The sequence below is a fragment of the Bradyrhizobium iriomotense genome (assembly GCF_030160715.1).
Classification (GTDB): domain Bacteria; phylum Pseudomonadota; class Alphaproteobacteria; order Rhizobiales; family Xanthobacteraceae; genus Bradyrhizobium; species Bradyrhizobium iriomotense.
This window is the reverse complement of sequence record NZ_BSOW01000004.1, coordinates 114,426-133,244: the sequence shown is the minus strand read 5'-3', so window position 1 is coordinate 133,244 and position 18,819 is coordinate 114,426. Positions and strand designations below refer to the sequence as shown.

The window sequence follows — 18,819 nt, the reverse complement described above, 5'->3', positions numbered from 1 at the left end:
CGAGACGCGCGCTGAGAGCGCGCTCCTCAGGGTGAGGGTCTGCCGCCTGCACCAAGCCCTTTTACGCAAACTCCAAAATCAACGCATCCACCGCCAGCGTGGCGCCGGCGCTGGCGTGGATCTTCTTCACCGTGCCGTCGCGCTCGGCGCGCAGCACGTTCTGCATCTTCATGGCTTCGACGACCGCAAGCGTCTCGCCGGCCTTGATCTCCTGCCCTTCGGTGACGGCGATCGAGACGACGAGCCCGGGCATCGGACAGAGCAGCTTCTTGCCGGTGTCGGAGGCCGTGGTCACCGGCATCAGCCGCGCGGAAGACGCTTCCGTCTCGGTCCAGACATAGACCGGCACCTCGACGCCCTGATGGGCGAGCCGAACGCCGTTCGGAACGGGACGCACCTGCACGGCGATGAAATGGCCGTCGATCGTGCCCTGCCAGACCGGCTCGCCCGGCGTCCACGGCGATTCCAGGAGATGGGCGCTTCCCGCCTTGCCCTCGGCGTCGAGGAAACGCACCGCGATCGCCTCGCCGTCGCGCGCGATCTCGAGCGCGATCTCCTCGTGGTCGAGCCACACCGCGCGGCGGCGCTCGCGCTGCACGATGCGGCCGCCGAGCTGGCCGGAAATCTGCCGCTTGCGCTCGCCGAGCACGTGGTCGATGGCGGCGCCGACGGCAGCGATCCGCCGCGCGACCTCGCCTTCAGGCACGCGTGCCGAAAACCCCTTCGGAAACTCCTCGGCGATGAAGCCGGTCGACAGCCTGCCTTCGCGCCAGCGCGGATGGTTCATCAGCGCGGAGAGGAACGGAATGTTGTGCCTGATACCGTCGACATAGAACGCATCGAGCGCGGTGGCCTGCGCCTCGATGGCGGCGGCGCGCGAGGGCGCATGGGTGACGAGCTTGGCGATCATCGGATCGTAGTGGATCGAGATCTCGCCACCCTCCTGCACGCCGGTGTCGTTGCGCACGGTGATGCCGTCCTTGCAGAGCTCCGCCGGCGGGCGGTACTTCACGAGGCGCCCGATCGAAGGCAGGAAGTTGCGGAAGGGGTCTTCGGCGTAGAGACGCGACTCCACCGCCCACCCCGTGAGCGCGACGTCCTTCTGCGCAATGGTGAGCTTCTCGCCGGCGGCAACGCGGATCATCTGCTCGACGAGATCGATGCCGGTGACGAGCTCGGTGACGGGATGCTCGACCTGGAGGCGGGTGTTCATCTCCAGGAAGTAGAAGCTCTTGTCCTGTCCGGCGACGAATTCGACGGTGCCGGCGGAATCGTACTTCACGGCCTTCGCCAGCGCGACCGCCTGCTCGCCCATCTTGCGACGGGTGGTCTCGTCGAGCAGCGGCGACGGCGCCTCCTCGATGACCTTCTGGTTGCGGCGCTGGATCGAGCATTCGCGCTCGCCGAGATAGATCACGTTGCCGTGCTTGTCGCCCAGCACCTGGATCTCGATGTGGCGGGGATCGACGATGAATTTCTCGACGAAGACGCGGTCATCGCCGAACGAGGCCTTGGCTTCAGCTTTCGCCAGATTGAAGCCTTCGGCAACCTCGCTCTTCGAATGCGCGATGCGCATACCCTTGCCGCCGCCGCCGGCGGAGGCCTTGATCATCACGGGATAGCCGATCTCGTCGGCAATGCGCACCGCGTGCTTGTCGTCCTCGATGACGCCGAGATAGCCGGGCACGGTCGAGACTTTTGCCTTGGCGGCCGCTTTCTTGGATTCGATCTTGTCGCCCATCGCCGCGATCGCGCCGGGGTTCGGACCGATGAACACGATGCCGGCCGCCTCCAGCGCGCGCGGAAACGCCTCGCGTTCGGACAGGAAGCCGTAGCCGGGATGCACGGCCTCAGCCCCCGTCTTGCGGCACGCCTCGACGATCTTCTCGATCACGAGATAGCTCTCGGCCGCGGCCGGTGGCCCGATCAGGACCGCCTCGTCGGCCATCTCGACATGCAGGGCATCGCGGTCGGCTTCGGAATAGACCGCGACCGTCTCAATTCCCATCCGGCGGGCAGTCTTGATGACCCGGCAGGCGATTTCGCCGCGATTGGCGATCAGAATGCGCTTGAACATGCTTTTTCTTGGTTGTTCGACCTTGGGCGGGACCCCTCCCTCACCCGTTCGGGCTGATGGGACAGGCCGTGATGTGTCCGTGGTACAGCAAAATGAGCCGGAGGCAACGGCCTAAATCCACACCCCCGCCCTGGCGTACCAGCGATCCCGGCCGGCCTTATCGCCGTGCCAAAGCCGGCCTTATCGATCCCCTATCGACTGCCGGCTTTGGCCGCGCTCCGCACCAGCTCGTGGACGAAGCCCAGCTTCCCGATCACCGCGGGTGACAGGATGAAGGGGTAGAGGTCGCGGGCACCCATGGCACGGTTGACGCTATTGATGGCAAAGGTGAAAGGCAGCCATGCGTTGACGAGCTTCTCGACGTCCGCCGCCATGTAGGGGTTGAAGCGGATCCGCGCCGTCAGCTCGCCGTCCCGATCGATCCTGGGACGTACCTCCATGCCGAATTCGGCGGCCATCTCCAGGGTGTCGACGATGTGGAGGTAGTGCGCCCAGGTCTCGGCGAAATCCTCCCAGGGATGCGTGGTCGCGTAGGCGGAGACATAGTTCTGCTGCCAGTCGGCCGGCGGACCCTCCGCATAATGGCGCTGGAGCGCCTGCCCATAGTCGATCTGCTCGTCGCCGAACATCGCGCGGAATTCGTCGAGCTTGCCGCCGCCCCGCACCAGCACGTCCCAAAAATAGTGCCCGACCTCGTGGCGGAAATGGCCGAGCAGCGTCCGGTATGGCTCGCCCATCTCGAGCCTGCGCCGCTCGCGTTCGATGTCATTGGCTTCCGTCAGCGCGATCGTGATCAGGCCGTTGTCATGGCCGGTCATGATGCGCTGGCCGCTGAAGGGATCATCGGCAAGGAAGTTGAAGATCAGCCCGTGCGCGGGATCCTCTGCCCGCGTCGTCAACGGCAGCTTCCAGCGCAGAACCGAATAGAACAGCCGGTGCTTGGCCACCTCGAGCTCGCGCCAGCCGGCAAGCTGCGCCGGATCGGACAGGTCGGGCACCGTGCCGTTGTGCCGGCAGGCGCGACAGTAGAGATCGCTGCTGCCGGGCTCGGTCAGCCAGTTGCAGGCGTCGAACTCGGCATTCGCGCACAGCATGCGGCCCTTGCCGTTGTCGGCGAGCGTCGCCCACGCCGTCCCGTCAGGCTCGATCGAAGAGAGCATCTCCTTCTCGGGGAGGAAGGCGACCCGGTGGCCGCAGCGTTCGCAGGCGCGATTCTCGAAATAGAGGACGTTGCTGCAGGCCTGGCAGACAAATAACTTCAAGGTCCAACCTCTTTCATTCGATGCGAACGGAGCGCTCGCGACGACGCCTCCGCACCGCGATCGTTCCTCTTCCCGGAACAAATTACCAGACCAGCACGTTGCTCGCTGGCCTGTGGTGTCTCAACGGCGGGCGGGTGTGTCTTGCACGGTCGACCAAAGCGGCCGGCCGCGCACGTCTTTGTGTGTTCTCTCCCTCCGGAACAATAGCCATTGCGCTGCGACTATGTGAGTATGGCGTACGCACACGCCTGACCACGGCCTACGCCTTGAACGATCCTTTGCCTGAAACCATCGCCGCCGAAAGGCTGCGCCAGCATCTGGAGGAGATCGCCCGCGAGCGCGACAACGCCTATCGCGCCTTGCAGGAGCGGGAGGCCGAGCTTGCGCGCATCCAGCGAATCGCCGGCGTCGGCGGCCTGGAGATCGATTTCCGCGGCGGCGTCAGGAACCGCCGCACCCCCGAATATCTCCTGATCCACGGCCTGCCGCCGGAGGCGGCCAGCGAGACCTACGAAGACTGGGTCGGCCGCATCCATCCGGAGGATCGCGAGCGAACGGTCGAGCACCTCTTCGGCATTCTCAAGAGCGAGAGCGAAGACTACTCCGACACCTACCGCATCAATCGCCCCAGCGACGGCGAGGTGCGCTGGATCCGCGTCGTCGGCAAGATCGAGCGCGATGCGGGCGGCCGTGCGGTGCGGCTGGTCGGCGCCGACCTCGACGTTACCGACCAGATGCTGGCGCAGGCGACGTTACGGGAAAGCGAGGAACGCTTCCGCCTGATCGCCGACAGCGCGCCAGTGCCGATCTGGGTCACCAAGCTCGACCGCAAGCGCTCCTTCGCCAACCAGGCCTATGTCGATTTCCTCGGCCTGCCTTTCGATGAGGCGATCGATTTCGACTGGCGCAAGGTGCTGCACCCGGACGACCTGCCCCAGGTGCTCCAGCAATCCGTGCAGGGCGAAGCCTCGCTAAAACCGTTCGTGCTGGAAGCCCGTTACAGGCGCGCCGACGGCCAGTGGCGCTGGCTGCGCTCGGAGTCGCAGCCGCGCTGGGACCCCAATGGCAAGCATATCGGCTTCATCGGCGTCGCCCACGACATCACCGCCGCCAAGCAGGCCGAGATCGAGCTCAGGCAGCTGAACGAAACGCTGGAAGAGCGGATCAGCGAGCGCACTGCACAGCTCGAAGCCAACGAGGCCCGGTTGCGTGCGATCCTGGAAACCAGCAACCAGTACCAGGGCTTGCTCAACCTCGAAGGCGACGTGCTCTACGCCAACAGGACGGCGCTCGCCGGCATCCACGCCCTATCGCGCGACGTGATCGGAAAGCCGTTCTGGGATACGCCGTGGTTCACCGCGACCAAAGGCGCGTCGACGATGGTCCGCAACGCCTTCGATATGGTCCTGACGGGCGAAGCGGTGCGGATAGAGGTGCTGCTCCGCCTCCCCATCGGCGAGCGTTGGTTCGATTTCGGCATCCGCCCCCTGCTCGACCAGCACGGCAAGATCTCCGGCGCCGTGCCCGAAGCGGTCGACATCACCGAGCGCCGGCGCGGCGAGGAGGCACTGCGCCAGTCGCAGAAGATGGAGGCGATCGGCCAGCTGACCGGCGGCGTCGCGCATGATTTCAACAACCTCCTCACCATCATCCGCTCGGCCACCGACTTCTTGCGCCGGCGCGAGCTGCCGGAGGAACGGCGGCGGCGCTACGTCGATGCGATCTCCGAAACGGTCGAGCGCGCCTCGAACCTGACGGCACAGCTGCTCGCCTTTGCGCGGCGGCAACCCTTGAAGCCGCAGGTCTTCAACGTCGGCGCGCAGGTCGAAAGCGTGGCGCAGCTGGTACGGCCGCTGGTCGGCGGCCGCATCGAGATCGCGGTCGAGGTGCACGATCCCGACTGCTTCACCATCGCCGACATCGCGCAGTTCGAGACCGCGCTGATCAACCTTGCGATCAACGCACGCGATGCGATGAAGGACGAAGGACGCCTGACTATCGCGGTCCACAAGCTCAAGGGCATCCCCGCCTTGCGCACGCAATCGGCGCGCGGTGGCGATTTCGTCGCGATCTCGGTCCACGACACCGGCTCTGGTATCGCACCGGAAAATCTCGAGGCGATCTTCGAGCCGTTCTTCACCACCAAGGAGGTCGGCAAGGGCACCGGGCTCGGCCTCAGCCAGGCCTTCGGCTTCGCAAAGCAGTCCGAGGGCGACATCGCGGTCGAGAGCAGCGTCGGACGCGGCGCGACCTTCACGATCTATCTGCCGCAGGCGCCGGGCCCCACCCTCGCCGCGCAAGCAGCATCGCTGCTGAGCGAGCCCGCGGCCACGGGTCGCGGCTATCGCGTGCTGGTGGTGGAGGACAATGACGACGTCGGCCGCTTCTCCACCGAGCTGCTCGAAGACCTCGGCTATGTCGTGCGCCGTGTCGCCAACGCCAACGCGGCGCTGGCGATCCTCGGCGAGAACGAATTCGCCGTCGACCTCGTGTTCTCCGACGTCATCATGCCCGGCATGAACGGCGTCGAGCTCGCCGGCGTGATCCGCGAGCGCTATCCGGGCCTGCCGGTGGTGCTCACCTCCGGCTACAGCAACGTGCTCGCCGAAAGCGCCCATCGCGGCTTCGAGCTGATCCAGAAGCCGTATTCAGTCGAGTCGCTCTCGCGCATCCTGCGCAAGGCGATGGCGGAGAAGGTGTCGGTGGGGCGGTGAGTATAAGCCACACCACACGCTGTCGTCCCGGCGAAGTGTTTGATTGCAGCCGCCCGCACAACTACGATTCAATGACAACGCATCAGACGCTCACCCCATGAAATCCGCCCTCTTCTCCGCCTGGCAGACCTGGGCGCTGCTCTCGGCCTGCTTTGCCGCGCTGACTGCGATCTTCGCCAAGGTCGGCGTCGAAAACATCAACCCGGATCTTGCAACCTTCATCCGCACCATCGTGGTGCTGCTGGCTTTCTCCGTGCTGTTGTTCCTCACCGGCCAATTCGCGGTGCCGTCGGCAATCTCGTCAAAGACCTGGCTCTTCCTGATCCTCTCGGGCCTTGCCACCGGCGCCTCCTGGCTGTGCTATTTCCGCGCGCTCAAGCTCGGGCCCGCGACGCTGGTGGCGCCGATCGACAAGCTGAGCGTCGTCTTGGTGGCGCTGTTCGCCTTCGCCTTTCTCGGCGAGCGTCCGACCGCACAGGGCTGGATCGGCATCGCCATGATCGGCGCCGGCGCGGTGCTGCTGGCGGTGAAGCTGTAACGGAGTGCTCGCGCTGATGTGAGCGGAACCAATCTGGTCCGACATCGGTTTCTCGCAGGGCGAGTTCTGCGCCTCGATCGAGATCGCGATGTCGAAGCGCAGTCTGAGCGAACAGGTGCAGGCCGGCCGCGCGCTGGATGCATCGAATTTCTTTCTCGCCGACGTCCGCGACGGGCTCGGGCCTTATCTCGCGGTCTATCTCCTCACCGAGCAGCAATGGGACGAGGCGCGCATCGGGATCGTCATGTCGATCGCGACGATCGCCGGCATCGTCGCACAGACGCCGGCGGGTGCGCTGGTCGACGCGACCCGAGCCAAACGGCTGGTGATGGTCGCCGCGGCGATCCTGGTGACGACATCCTCAGTCCTGCTCCCGGTCTGGCCGAGCTTTTGGCCGGTCGCGATCTCGCAAGGCATCGCACAAGCTGCGGCCGTGGTATTTCCGCCTGCGATCGCCGCCGTCTCGCTGGGTATCTTCGGCCACCGTGCCTTCACGGCGCGGATCGGACGCAACGAGACCTTCAACCACGCCGGAAATGCCGTCGCCGCAGCCATCGCCGGCGCTACGGCTTACTGGTTCGGACCGAGCGTCGTCTTCTACCTTCTCGCCGCCATGGCGCTCGCGAGCCTCGTCAGCATTGTCTGCATCCCGGAAAGCGCCATCGATCATGATCTTGCCCGCGGCTTGCTTGACGGCGAAGCAGGTGACGCGCGCGAGCAGCCGTCGGGCTTGGGCGTTCTCCTCACCTGCCGTCCCCTGCTCGTCTTCGCAATCTGCGTCGCGCTGTTCCATCTCTCCAATGCGGCCATGCTGCCGCTGGTCGGCCAAAAGCTTGCGCTTCAGGACAAGCAACTCGGCACCAGCCTGATGTCGGCCTGCATCGTCGCCGCGCAAATCGTGATGGTGCCGTTCGCGATGCTGGTCGGCGCCCGGGCCGACCGCTGGGGCCACAAGCGCTTCTTCCTCGCAGCGCTGTTGATCCTGCCCATCCGCGGTGCGCTTTATACCCTCTCCGACAACCCGTTCTGGCTGGTCGGCGTGCAGCTTCTCGACGGCGTCGGCGCGGGCATTTTCGGCGCGATTTTCCCTGTGATCGTCGCCGACCTCATGCGCAACACCGGCCGCTTCAACGTCGCGCAAGGCGCGATCATCACGGCGCAAAGTATCGGCGCGGCCCTGTCGACGACGCTCGCGGGCCTGGTCGTGGTCGGCGCCGGCTATAGCGCCGCATTTCTCACCCTCGGCGGCATAGCCGCGATCGGCGCGGCAATCTGCTACGTCGCCCTCCCCGAGACGTGGGGTCCACAGTCGCATCCGCGGGGGGAGACAGCGCGGCCGGCTTCGGCTATCGCTGCGCAATAATCATCGAACGAGGACCGAAATTGCCGATCTCGCCGCACGACGCCTTTTGGGCCTGGAGCATCATCGTGCTTGCGACTGCAGGCGTCATCATCCGCCCCTTTCGCCTGCCCGAGGCGATCTGGGCGGTGGCCGGCGCCGCGGCGCTGGTGTTGTTCGGCTTCCTGAGCTGGAATGATGCGCTGACCGGCGTCGAGAAAGGCATCGACGTCTATCTGTTCCTGATCGGCATGATGCTGATCGCCGAGCTCGCCCGGCTCGAAGGCCTATTCGACTATCTCGCCGCCCTTGCCGTCGAGCATGCCCACGGCTCGCCGCAGCGGCTGTTCCTCCTGATCTATCTCGTCGGCACGCTGGTCACGGTACTCCTGTCGAACGATGCGACCGCGATCGTACTGACGCCGGCGGTCTACGCGGCGACGCGTGCGGCCGGCGCCCAGCCGCTGCCCTATCTGTTCGTCTGCGCCTTCATTGCGAACGCCGCGAGCTTCGTGCTGCCGATCTCGAACCCCGCCAATCTCGTGGTGTTCGGCTCGCGCATGCCGCATCTGACCGAATGGCTGCGGCAGTTCGCCCTGCCCTCGCTCGCCTCGATCGTGCTGACCTATGTCGTGCTGCGCCTCACCCAGCATCGCGCGCTGAAGGAGGAGACCATCGAGCGCCGCGTGCCACACAAGGTGCTCAGCCGCGGCGGCAAGCTGACCGCGATCGGCATTGCCGCGATCGGCGTCGTGTTGATCACGGCCTCCGCGCTCGACAAGCAGCTTGGCCTGCCGACCTTCATCTGCGGCGTCGTGACGACCGGCCTCGTCCTGCTGCTGAGCCGGCAGTCACCCGTGCCGGTGCTGAAGCACGTGTCATGGAGCGTGCTGCCGCTGGTCGGCGGGCTTTTCGTGATGGTCGAGGCGCTGGTGAAGACCGGCGTGATCGGCCATCTCAGCGCGCTGCTGCACGAGGCCGTCGCGCAGTCCGTACCCAGGGCCGCCTGGAGCGTCGGGATTGCGACTGCGATCGCCGACAACATCGCCAACAATCTGCCGGTCGGGCTCGTCGCCGGGTCGATCGTGGCCGCCGATCACCTGCCCACATCGGTCGTGAGCGCCATCCTGATCGGCGTCGATCTCGGACCGAACTTCTCGATCACCGGCTCGCTCGCCACCATCCTGTGGCTGGTGGCGCTGCGCCGCGAGAAGATCGATGTCGGCGCCTGGCCGTTCCTTAAGCTGGGACTGCTCGTGACGCCGCCGGCCCTGATCGCAGCACTTGCAGCCGCGATCAGGTGAGCCGCCTCAATCGTTCTCGTAGCCGTAGACCTCCGGCAGGATGAAGATCGCAGCGAGCAAGCCGATCACCGGGAAGATCGCGACGAACAGCGTCGCATTGGCCTGCCCGATGGCCGCGAACAGCGATGGGAACAGGAAGATCGCCAGGAACGACGGCAGCTTCACGAACATGTAGGCGAAGCCGCTCGCGGTGCCGCGATAGAGCGGCTTTGCGACCATGGTCGGAATCGTCATGCAGTTCGACGCATCCCAATAGTGGCCCCAGAGCATGCCGGCGGCGGCGAACGGCAACAGCACCTTGTTGTCGGTGTAGAGCGCGAACGCGGCGACCAGCAGCGACACGAGCACGATGGAGAAGCCCGCGATCGCGATGCCGCGATGGCCGATCTTCGGCGTGAGCAGCGGCCCGACCCAGCCGGACAGGGCTGCGAAGGAGAACAGCGCCATCGTCACCAGATTGTTGCCGAGGATCGAGGACACGCCGACCATCGCAAACAACACCGGAAGATAGAACGCGAAGGTCGAGAACTCGCTCGCCTGAACGAAGCAGGCAATCCAGCCATAGAGCGTGGCGCGCCAGCGGATCGGGTCCTTGCGCAGATCGGCGAGGAACGCGCTCGTGCGCGCCTTCGGCATCACCACGTCATGGTCCGGCAGCATGTCGAGATTGTCGTTGAACATTTCCCGGGCCACCTGCTTGGCCTCACGGAAGCGTCCCTTCTGCACCAGCCACACGGCCGTCTCCGGCACGTCATGGCGCATCAACAGGATGATCAGCGCCGGCAGCGCGCCGAGGCCAAGCGTCACGCGCCACAGCGTCTCGTGGTGCATGTCGACCAGCAGGAAGGCAATGATGACCGCGAGCGTCAGCACCTCGCCGACCGCGAACATGAACTGCCAGCGATTGCCCATGACCTCGCGCTCGCCCTTGGCCATGGATTCCATGATGTAGGTGTAGCCGGTCGAGATATCGGAACCGAGCGGGATGCCGAGCAGGAAGCGGATCACGACGAGCCAGCCGACGCCCGGCACGAAGGCCTGCGCCAGCGCCAGGATAATGAACATGACCATGGTGACAAGGAACATCACCCGGCGACCGATCTTGTCCGACAGCCAGCCGCCGATCAGCGCGCCGATCAAGGCGCCGCCCTGCGTTCCTGCCGCGGCAAGGCCGAGCATCAGCGGATCTGGGTTGTACTGCTCGCGTATGAAGATCAGCACGAAGGCGATCGAATAGAGGTCCCAGGCTTCGACGAGGATCGAGGCCATCATCAGCCAGCCGACCTTGTTGCCCTTTGGACTGTAATTGGTGATGAGGTGGCGGACCGCGGTGTCGATCGCGGTCTGTTGTGGCAGTGCCATCGTTTGCATGTGAGTTCCTTCCCTAAAAATCGTTACGCGCCGAACAGCGGCTCGATGCTGCAATCGAGCAGCCGCGGATCTATCCCCGCTTCCATTCCTGCAAACATCGAGTCCATGAAGTCGATCAATGCGTCGCTCGCTTTGACCGCCGCATCAACGCGGCGGTTGGCGATCGCGTGCAGGATGTCTAGATGGCAGTCGATCGTGCCGGACAGGTCGGTCTGCCCCGGCATGTGATGGTGATGGATGAAGCCGATACGGCGATAGAGCGTGTGCAGCGGCCGCATCGTATGCGCCAGAAACGGCTCACCGCCGGCCTCGAGGATCAGCGCGTCGATGCGGCGGTCGAGGCTGTTGAACTCGTCGAGTGTCAGCGTGGCGCGGCGCTCGCGCAGCACGCGCTCGATATGCAGCGCCTGGTTGCGATGCGAGAGATTGGCTCGATCGGCCGCCAGGCGGATCACGAAGCGCTCCATGTCGCGGCGCAGGCCCAAGAGCATGCGCTCGCGCGCCAGGTCGATCGGCGCGACCTGGAGGCCGTGACGCGGGCGGATGATGATCAGCGTGTCCGCAGAGAGACGGTTGATGGCATGGTGGATCGGCGTACGGCCAAAACCGGTCAAATGCTGGAGCTCCAGCATGGTCAGGAACTGACCGGGCCTGAGCTCGCAACTGACGAGGAGATCCTCGATCTTCTGATAGGCCAGCTCGAAGAAATTGATGCGGTTGCGCCGGCCGGGCCTGTCCTCACCCTCCGATCGCACAACCTCCAGCGTGCGCTTACGTCGCGCCATCCCATCCTCCCGTCGGCCCGCCTCGTCCCTGTCGGGCGCGGCCTTGTTTGTGATATTCGTAAAACATGTTGTGATATATTACAAGTGGGCGTATGACTGCGCGCACCGATCCGCCGCCTCTGGCGGTGCGAAACAACAACAAGACGGGCGCCCAGCGCTTTGAAACGGGAGGATGTTGCCGTGAAGATCACGTCAATCGAGACGTTGCGCACCGAGGAATTCGCCAATGTGATCTGGGTGCGCGTCCACACCGATGCCGGTGTCATCGGCCTCGGCGAGACGTTTTACGGCGCAGGCGCTGTCGAAGCGCAGATCCACGACACCTTTGCCGGCCGCCTGCTCGGCCGCAATCCCCTCCACATCGAGGCGATCCATCGCGACATGCTGAACCTGCCGATGGCGCAGTCCTCGACCGGCGTCGAATACCGCGCGGCTTCCGCGATCGACATCGCGCTGTGGGACCTCTTCGGCAAGGTCTGCGGCCAGCCGGTGCACCAGATGCTCGGCGGTCTCTGCCGCGACAAGCAGCGCATCTACAACACCTGCGCCGGCACCAAATATGTCCGCTCCACCAACATCCGCCCGGTCTCGAACTGGAATCTCGGCGAGGTGCAAAGCCCCTATGAAGACCTCGACGGCTTCATGAACCGCGCCGACGCGCTTGCCGAAAATCTCCTGGAAAACGGCATCTCGGCCATGAAGATCTGGCCGTTCGACCCGGCCGCCCAGGAGAACAACGGCCTCTTCATCACCGCGGCCCAGATGAAGAAGGCGCTCGAGCCGTTCGAGAAGATTCGCAAGGCGGTCGGCGACAAGATGGAGATCATGGTCGAACTCCATTCGCTCTGGAATCTGCCGACCGCAAAGCAGATCGCGCGGGCGATCGAGCCGTACAAGCCGACCTGGTACGAAGATCCGATCCGCATGAACTCGCCGCAGGCGCTCGCCGAATATGCGCGCTCGACCGACGTCTGGGTCTGCGCCAGCGAGACGCTCGGCTCGCGCTTCCCCTACAAGGACATGCTCGACCGCGACGCCATGCATGTCGTGATGGCGGATCTGTGCTGGACTGGAGGCCTCACCGAGGGCCGCAAGATCGCTGCGATGGCGGAGACTTATCACCGCCCCTTTGCACCGCATGATTGCATCGGCCCGGTCGGCTTCATCGCCGCGATCCACATGTCGTTCAGCCAGCCCAACACGCTGATCCAGGAATCAGTGCGCGCCTTCTACAAAGGCTGGTACAATGAGCTCGTGACCACGATGCCCGTGATCAAGGACGGCTACGTCTTCCCGATGGAAGGTCCCGGCCTTGGCGTCGATCTCCTGCCTGCGGTATTCGATCGGTCCGATCTCACCGTGCGCCGCTCCAACGTTTGAGGATTGCCTAGATGAGCACCACCCTGTTCGATCTCTCCGGCCGCACCGCGCTCGTCACCGGCTCCTCCCGCGGGCTCGGCCGTGCGATCGCGGAAGGCCTAGCGAAAGCCGGCGCCACACTGATCATCAACGGCGTCGATCCCAAGCGGGTCGAGCAGGCGGTCGCCGAATTCCGCGCCGCCGGGCACAAGGCCGAAGGCGCCGCCTTCAACGTCACCGATGAAGCCGCGATCGTCGCCAGCTTCGAGCGCTTCGATCGCGAGGGGCTCGCGGTCGACATCCTCGTCAACAATGCCGGCATCCAGCACCGCAAGCCGCTGGTCGAGTTCACCACCGACGAATGGCGCAAGGTGATCGAGACGGATCTGACCAGCGCCTTCGTGATCGGCCGCGAGGCCGCCAAGCGGATGATCCCGCGCAAGCACGGCAAGATCATCAACATCGGATCGCTCGGCAGCGAGCTGGCGCGACCGACGATCGCGCCCTACACCGCGGCCAAAGGCGGCATCAAGAACCTTACCCGCTCCATGGCGGTGGAATGGGCGCAGCATGGCATCCAGGCCAACGCGATCGGCCCGGGCTATATGCTGACCGACATGAACGAGGCGCTGGTCAACAACGCCGATTTCAACAACTGGCTGATGGGGCGCATCCCGTCGAAGCGCTGGGGCAAGCCGGACGAGCTGGTGGGCGCCGCGATCTTCCTCGCCTCCGACGCCTCGACCTACGTCAACGGTCAGATCATCTATGTCGATGGCGGCATGATCGCCGCGATGTGATCGCGCCCCGCCACTGAACGAGTTGAAGGAGTGAGCCCATGCGTGCCGTCGTCATTCACGCGCCGAAGGATCTGCGGATCGACAGCTTTGCCGATCCCGCGCCCGGCCCCGGTGAAGTCCGTGTGAAGATCGCCAATGGCGGCATCTGCGGCTCCGACCTGCACTATTATCACCATGGCGGCTTCGGCACCGTGCGCATTCAGCAGCCGATGGCGCTTGGGCACGAGATCGCCGGCGTCGTTGCCGCAGTTGGTGAAGGCGTCTTGCGTGTGAAATCAGGGACGCGGGTCGCGGTCAATCCGAGCAAGCCGTGCGGCCAGTGCCTGCATTGCCACGAAGGCATGCGCAACCAGTGCCTCGACATGCGCTTCATGGGCAGCGCGATGCGCAATCCCCACGTCCAGGGCGGCTTTCGCGAATACGTCACCGTCGATGCCGCGCAAGCCGTTCCGATCGCCGAAAAATTGTCGTTCGCAGAAGCCGCAATGGCGGAGCCGCTTGCGGTGTGTCTGCATGCCGGCAAGCAGGCCGGCCCCCTCCTCGGCAAGCGCGTGCTGATCACCGGCTGCGGCCCGATCGGCGCCCTGATGATTTTGGTGTCGCGCTTTGGCGGCGCCGCCGAGATCGTGGTGACGGACGTTGCCGACGCGCCGCTCGCGGTCGCCAGGAAGCTCGGTGCCACCCATGCCATCAACGTCGCGAACAATGCCGCGGCGCTCGATCTCTGGCGCGCCGGCAAGGGCGTGTTCGACACGCTGTTCGAAGCCTCCGGCAACCAGGCGGCGCTGCGTACCGCGCTCGACCTGCTGCGCCCCGGCGCGACCATCGTGCAGCTCGGTCTCGGCGGCGAGATGACGCTGCCGATCAATTCCATCGTCGCCAAGGAGTTGCAGCTCCGCGGCACCTTCCGCTTCGATCCGGAGTTCGAGCTGGCGGTGCGGCTGATGGGCGAAGGCCTCATCGACGTGAAGCCGCTGATCTCGGCCTCGCTGCCGTTCGAGAACGCGGTCGCCGCCTTCGAGCTCGCCAGCGACCGGTCGCAGTCGATGAAGGTGCAGTTGACGTTCTGAGCCAACGGCCGGCGCTATTGGCTCTCGATCAGCCGCTCGCTGACCAGCCGGACGGCCCCGCGCTTCCACGAATAGTCCGCACCCATGCGCAGGCCGCTGTCGCCGCGTGACACCACGGCGCCGGTTCTGGCATCGCGCACCTGAAAGCCGAGCGTGTATTCGGTGCGGCTGACCCGCCGCACCACGCCGATCAGTGATTGGTCCGCGCCGAGCGTTTGCGCAATTGCGGCCTCGCAGCCGTTGCAGTCGCGCAGCGCATGTCGAGTAACCGCCTCTCCGCTCGCGCCGTTGACGTCGACAATCCGGTAGCGGCCGGATTGGACGAGGGCGTCGCGGACGCTGTTGGTGACTTCGGCCAGATAGGATGCATCTGCGGCTGCGAGGCCGGCCGCCGGCGCCGCGGTGTTGTCGTCGAGCTCGAATTCAAATACCGCCAGCGCGACCGGTGCGGGTGTGCCGAGCGCGGCCATGACCTCGCGGGACACGAAGATCTCGGCACGCTCCCATGCTTCATCACTATCCCCGCGGAAGGTGTAGAGCTTGTCCATCACGATCTTCCTGGCGCCGACGTCGATCACAGCGACCTTGGCCCATTGCACCAGCGTGCTCGTCTTCTGAATGCCGCCGATGACCTTGAATGCCGCACCGTCCTGGACCGATGGGGCAAGCCGGTAGCGACCGTCCGCACCGACATCCCGCCTGAGCGCGGCCATGAACGCCGACAGCCGCCGCTCGTGGGCGACGGTCTGGTTGGCGGGTTCGGCCGACGTATCGGTATAGCTGAAATCGTCCATGGCAACGCCGATGGCGGCCTCGGCGCCAGCCAACGCATGAGCTGCCGGGAGGACGGAGAGAAGAAAAGCAGAGAGGGTCAATCGGAAACGGTGCATGAGCGGGCCTCGTACGAGGGAGCGGCCCGCGATACTAGGCCGGCGGCCTCAGGCCACGCAGCCGTGCCCGTCCCGGCGAGCGCCGGGAAAATTTCACGACGTTGCACTGCGATAGCCCGTAGCGCTTTCCGCCGCTTGCGTTCTGCCGTTTAATGCGGACGCGACAATACCGTCCGCGCCAGGTGCCCGCCGATGTGGAACCGCCCGAGGTTCGATCTCAAGGTCCGTCTGACGTTGCGCGTGGCCGCCGTATCGGCCGCCTGCTTCGCCGCGATCTCCGCCTATTTCCTCATCACGGCCGACCGCGCGGTGCATGCGCGCATCGACGGTATCGCCGCCATCGTGGCGAAGACGCTGGAGCTGCAACAGGGCAAAGTCCAGTGGGTGAATAGCCCGCGCTCGGACTTTCCGAACCTTGACCCTGTCTCGGCCTTCGTGATGACGCCCGGCCTGTGTCTCGCGTTCCGTGGCGCGAACGGCGAGATGCTCCAGCGATTCTGTAGCGGCGCACCGACCCCGGCGAATGCGCCGCCGCAAGCCTTCGCGGCCTTCTATCGCGGCCTGTTCGACCCCGGCCGGGAAGCGGCACGGCCGGTGATCGCGCGCGGAGCGAGGCTCGGCGACGCCGTGGTCTGGTTTGATCCGGCCGTGCAGACCGCGGAGGCCTGGCACGAGGCCGGGCGCCTGATGACCGTGCTTGCGATCACGCTGCCGCTGTTGTGCGCCCTGGTCTACGCAGCGCTGGCCCGCGCGCTGCGTCCGACGCAGGTCGTCCGTGCCGGCCTCGAACGCATTGCCGCCAACGACCTCAACGCGCGGCTGCCGCCCTTCGACCTCGCCGAGCTGTCGGCAATCCGCGACGTCTTCAATCATCTCGCCGCGAGTCTTGCCACAGCGCTGTCCGAACGCAGCGAACTGACGCGCAGGCTGATCGCGCTCCAGGACGAGGAGCGCCGTCATCTCGCACGCGAGCTGCACGACGAGTTCGGCCAGTCGCTCGCCGCAATCCGCGCGCTCGCCGCATCCGCCAGCCAGACCGCGGCGCAGGACTGCCCCGCGCTGCTCGGAGAGTGCGACAGCATTGCCCGGACCGCGACCGGCATGATGGAGACGCTGCGCGGCGCGCTGTTCCGGTTGCGGCCGCCCGATGTCGACGAGCTCGGCCTCGTCGCGAGCCTCCAAGGGCTGGTGTCGGGGTGGAACGGCCGTAGCCACGGCCAGACGCGCTTCGATATCCGCTTCGAGGGCGCCTTCGAGAGCCTGCCCGCCTCGATCAGTGCCAATCTCTATCGCATCGTGCAGGAGGCGCTCACCAACGCGGCGAAGCACGCCGGCGCCACGAAGGTCGGCCTGCATCTGGCGATGGGCGCCAACGAGATCGCGCTCGCCATCGACGACGACGGCCGGCCGAACGACGCCGCCGTCAAGTCCGGCATGGGCCTGCTCGGCATGCGCGAGCGCGTCGCGGCGATGCGCGGGCGGTTCAGCTTCACGGCCGGGCCGGACGGCGGCTCCTCCCTACGCGTCGTGATTCCGGTCAGCCCGGCCGACGGGCAGCTCGAGGCCCTGGAGGACGCGGCATGAGCGAGGCCGGCTGGGCCATCATGCTGGTCGACGACCACGCCGTCGTCCGCGAGGGCTATCGCTCCGTCTTGCAGAAGCAGCCGGGACTGCGCGTCGTCGCCGAGGCCTCGGATGGCGCGGAGGCCTATCGGCTGTTCAAGGAAAGCGCGCCCGACCTGATCATCATGGATCTGAGCATGCCCGGGATCGGCGGGCTCGAGGCGATCCGGCGGATCAGGCAGTGGGACAAGGCCGCAAAGATCCTCGTCTTCACCATGCATCAGAACGCGGGATTCGCCGTGCAGGCGATCCGCGCCGGCGCAAGGGGCTATGTCACCAAGACCAGCCCGCCGGAGACGCTGGTGCGCGCGGTGATGGACGTGCTTGCGGGGCGGGTCGCCATCAGCCCCGACATCGACCATGAGCTCGCGCTGAGCCGGCTCGCCGGCGAAAGCTCGGCGACCGACGTCCTGACGGCGCGCGAATTCGAGGTGCTCAGGCTCCTGCTCGCCGAACGCTCCACCGAGGAGATCGCCGAGACGCTCCACGTCAGTCCCAAGACGGTCGCGAACCTGCACTCTTTGATCAAGGGCAAGCTCGGCGTCGAGTCGGACATCGAGCTCGTCAGGCTCGCGCTGCGCCAGGGCATATTGACCGAAGTCGATCTCGGCGAGGCCTAAAGCGCGATGAGATTGGGCGGAATCGTCATCGCGCTTTAGGTTTTTGGTTTGAGCATGATCTCCGCGCAAACGCATTCCGAGTTTGTCGCGAGGGAAACCGCTGCACACTTTTCCGGATCATGCGTTAGGCGCCACGGCTCAAACGAGGTAGCGCGTCAGATAGCCTTCCATCGCATAGAGCGCGCACAGCGCAAGGCTCGACCACACCGCCGCGCTGAAATACAGGAACATCCAGGTCAGCTCACCCTTCCAGTGCGCGATGTCATGGGTCACCACCCATCGCGTCGAGACGTCATGCAGGCCTTCGAGGAAGCCGAGGAACTTGTTGCCCTCGGCATGCCCTGCCCGCCAACGGCTGAGATACATCGGCACGTCGACGGTGACGAGGAAGGCGAGGAAGCAGGCAATGCCGACGATACCGGCGATCAGCGCCCAGCGCACCGGCCCCTGGAATTCCGGCATCAGCCGGCACAGCGCAATGCCGGCGAGGAAGAAGGTCACCGCCCACAGCGAGTTTTCGATCGCATTGTAGAGGAAGTTGGTCGTCACGACCGCATACCAGGAGAAGCACTCCGCGATGATGATGATGGGCACGATCACGAGCGCGATGTTCACCGCGGTCTCCGCGCCGGTCATGATCCCGAGCTGATGCAGGATGATCGCCCATTGCGCGGCGAAGCAGACCTCGGCCACGGTCGCGACCGTGCGGCCAACGAAGACGCTCGACAGCCAGGTGTCGAACAGGCAGATGCGCTGCACGTCGGCGCGCGGCAGCACCGAGCGGAAGGCGCAGCCAAACACGTAAGCTGCGCAGAGCAGGAACATCAGGCCGGTGTCGGAGCCGCCGCCGAGGCTACCCGCAATCGTCGGATAGAATTCGCGGTACAGCATGAACCAGACGAGGATGTTGGCCGCGCTGACAAGCGTCAGAGACCCCCACCACCACGCGAGGGGATTTGACCGTGCCTGCCACTGCAACATGAATCGCTCCGCTGTAATCGATGTGACATCCAGCGGTAGCAATTCTGTCATAATTCGGCAGCAGGAGGCGACAAAAATCTGCGTTA

Annotated in this window: 15 protein-coding genes; 9 read left to right on the top strand and 6 right to left on the bottom strand. The window is 65.4% G+C overall.

Going from position 1 to position 18,819, the window contains the following annotated elements; genetic code table 11:
* Window positions 1–61: 61 nt before the first annotated feature.
* Together QQL28_RS07140 and QQL28_RS07135 are read right to left on the bottom strand one after the other, a co-directional pair.
* A complete protein-coding gene (locus QQL28_RS07140; protein WP_284262764.1) occupies window positions 62–2,077 on the bottom strand; it encodes an acetyl-CoA carboxylase biotin carboxylase subunit in 2,016 nt (671 codons plus the stop codon).
* Between the two features lie 191 nt (window positions 2,078–2,268).
* Entirely contained in the window at window positions 2,269–3,339 is a 1,071-nt protein-coding gene (locus QQL28_RS07135; protein WP_284262762.1) for a zinc-binding metallopeptidase family protein, read from the bottom strand.
* A gap of 266 nt (window positions 3,340–3,605) precedes the next feature.
* Between QQL28_RS07135 and QQL28_RS07130 the strand changes: the two genes are divergently transcribed.
* From QQL28_RS07130 to QQL28_RS07115, 4 genes are all read left to right on the top strand, one after another.
* Window positions 3,606–6,053 (top strand): PAS domain S-box protein, encoded by a 2,448-nt coding sequence (locus QQL28_RS07130; protein WP_284262759.1) that lies wholly within the window; start codon window positions 3,606–3,608, stop codon window positions 6,051–6,053.
* 97 nt (window positions 6,054–6,150) lie between these two features.
* Window positions 6,151–6,591: an EamA family transporter gene (locus QQL28_RS07125; RefSeq protein ID WP_284262757.1), complete on the top strand. Its 441-nt coding sequence runs from the start codon at window positions 6,151–6,153 to the stop codon at window positions 6,589–6,591.
* A gap of 88 nt (window positions 6,592–6,679) precedes the next feature.
* Window positions 6,680–7,954 carry an MFS transporter gene (locus QQL28_RS07120; RefSeq protein ID WP_284262755.1) on the top strand — a complete coding sequence of 425 codons (1,275 nt, stop codon included), beginning with the start codon at window positions 6,680–6,682 and terminating at the stop codon, window positions 7,952–7,954.
* A 20-nt stretch (window positions 7,955–7,974) separates the two neighbouring features.
* Window positions 7,975–9,234: an arsenic transporter gene (locus tag QQL28_RS07115; RefSeq protein ID WP_284262753.1), complete on the top strand. Its 1,260-nt coding sequence runs from the start codon at window positions 7,975–7,977 to the stop codon at window positions 9,232–9,234.
* Window positions 9,235–9,240: 6 nt separating this feature from the next.
* Here QQL28_RS07115 and QQL28_RS07110 read toward each other — a convergent pair whose 3' ends face one another.
* Window positions 9,241–10,605 (bottom strand): MFS transporter, encoded by a 1,365-nt coding sequence (locus QQL28_RS07110; protein WP_284262751.1) that lies wholly within the window; start codon window positions 10,603–10,605, stop codon window positions 9,241–9,243.
* A gap of 23 nt (window positions 10,606–10,628) precedes the next feature.
* On the bottom strand, window positions 10,629–11,390 hold the full coding sequence (locus QQL28_RS07105; protein ID WP_284262748.1) for a GntR family transcriptional regulator: 762 nt from the start codon (window positions 11,388–11,390) through the stop codon (window positions 10,629–10,631).
* 180 nt (window positions 11,391–11,570) lie between these two features.
* On the opposite strand from QQL28_RS07105, the gene QQL28_RS07100 reads away from it, so the two are divergent.
* Genes QQL28_RS07100 through QQL28_RS07090 form a run of 3 tightly spaced genes read left to right on the top strand, consistent with a single transcriptional unit; the run spans window position 11,571 to window position 14,619 of the window.
* Window positions 11,571–12,770 (top strand): mandelate racemase/muconate lactonizing enzyme family protein, encoded by a 1,200-nt coding sequence (locus QQL28_RS07100; protein WP_284262746.1) that lies wholly within the window; start codon window positions 11,571–11,573, stop codon window positions 12,768–12,770.
* A gap of 11 nt (window positions 12,771–12,781) precedes the next feature.
* Window positions 12,782–13,549 carry an SDR family oxidoreductase gene (locus tag QQL28_RS07095; protein WP_284262744.1) on the top strand — a complete coding sequence of 256 codons (768 nt, stop codon included), beginning with the start codon at window positions 12,782–12,784 and terminating at the stop codon, window positions 13,547–13,549.
* Window positions 13,550–13,587: 38 nt separating this feature from the next.
* Window positions 13,588–14,619: an L-idonate 5-dehydrogenase gene (locus tag QQL28_RS07090; protein WP_284262742.1), complete on the top strand. Its 1,032-nt coding sequence runs from the start codon at window positions 13,588–13,590 to the stop codon at window positions 14,617–14,619.
* 14 nt (window positions 14,620–14,633) lie between these two features.
* Here QQL28_RS07090 and QQL28_RS07085 read toward each other — a convergent pair whose 3' ends face one another.
* Window positions 14,634–15,509 carry a DUF3280 domain-containing protein gene (locus QQL28_RS07085; protein ID WP_284262741.1) on the bottom strand — a complete coding sequence of 292 codons (876 nt, stop codon included), beginning with the start codon at window positions 15,507–15,509 and terminating at the stop codon, window positions 14,634–14,636.
* Between the two features lie 192 nt (window positions 15,510–15,701).
* Here QQL28_RS07085 and QQL28_RS07080 point away from each other — a divergent pair, with 192 nt between their 5' ends.
* The gene (locus QQL28_RS07080; protein ID WP_284262739.1) at window positions 15,702–17,093 is read left to right on the top strand and encodes a sensor histidine kinase; all 1,392 of its coding nucleotides are present in this window, start codon (window positions 15,702–15,704) and stop codon (window positions 17,091–17,093) included.
* Entirely contained in the window at window positions 17,090–17,752 is a 663-nt protein-coding gene (locus tag QQL28_RS07075) for a response regulator (RefSeq protein WP_284262737.1), read from the top strand. Before QQL28_RS07080 ends, QQL28_RS07075 begins: the two co-directional genes overlap by 4 nt.
* Before the next feature lie 138 nt (window positions 17,753–17,890).
* Here QQL28_RS07075 and QQL28_RS07070 read toward each other — a convergent pair whose 3' ends face one another.
* Window positions 17,891–18,733, bottom strand: coding sequence for a hypothetical protein (locus QQL28_RS07070; protein ID WP_284262734.1), 843 nt, complete (start codon window positions 18,731–18,733; stop codon window positions 17,891–17,893).
* Between the last annotated feature and the right edge of the window lie 86 nt (window positions 18,734–18,819).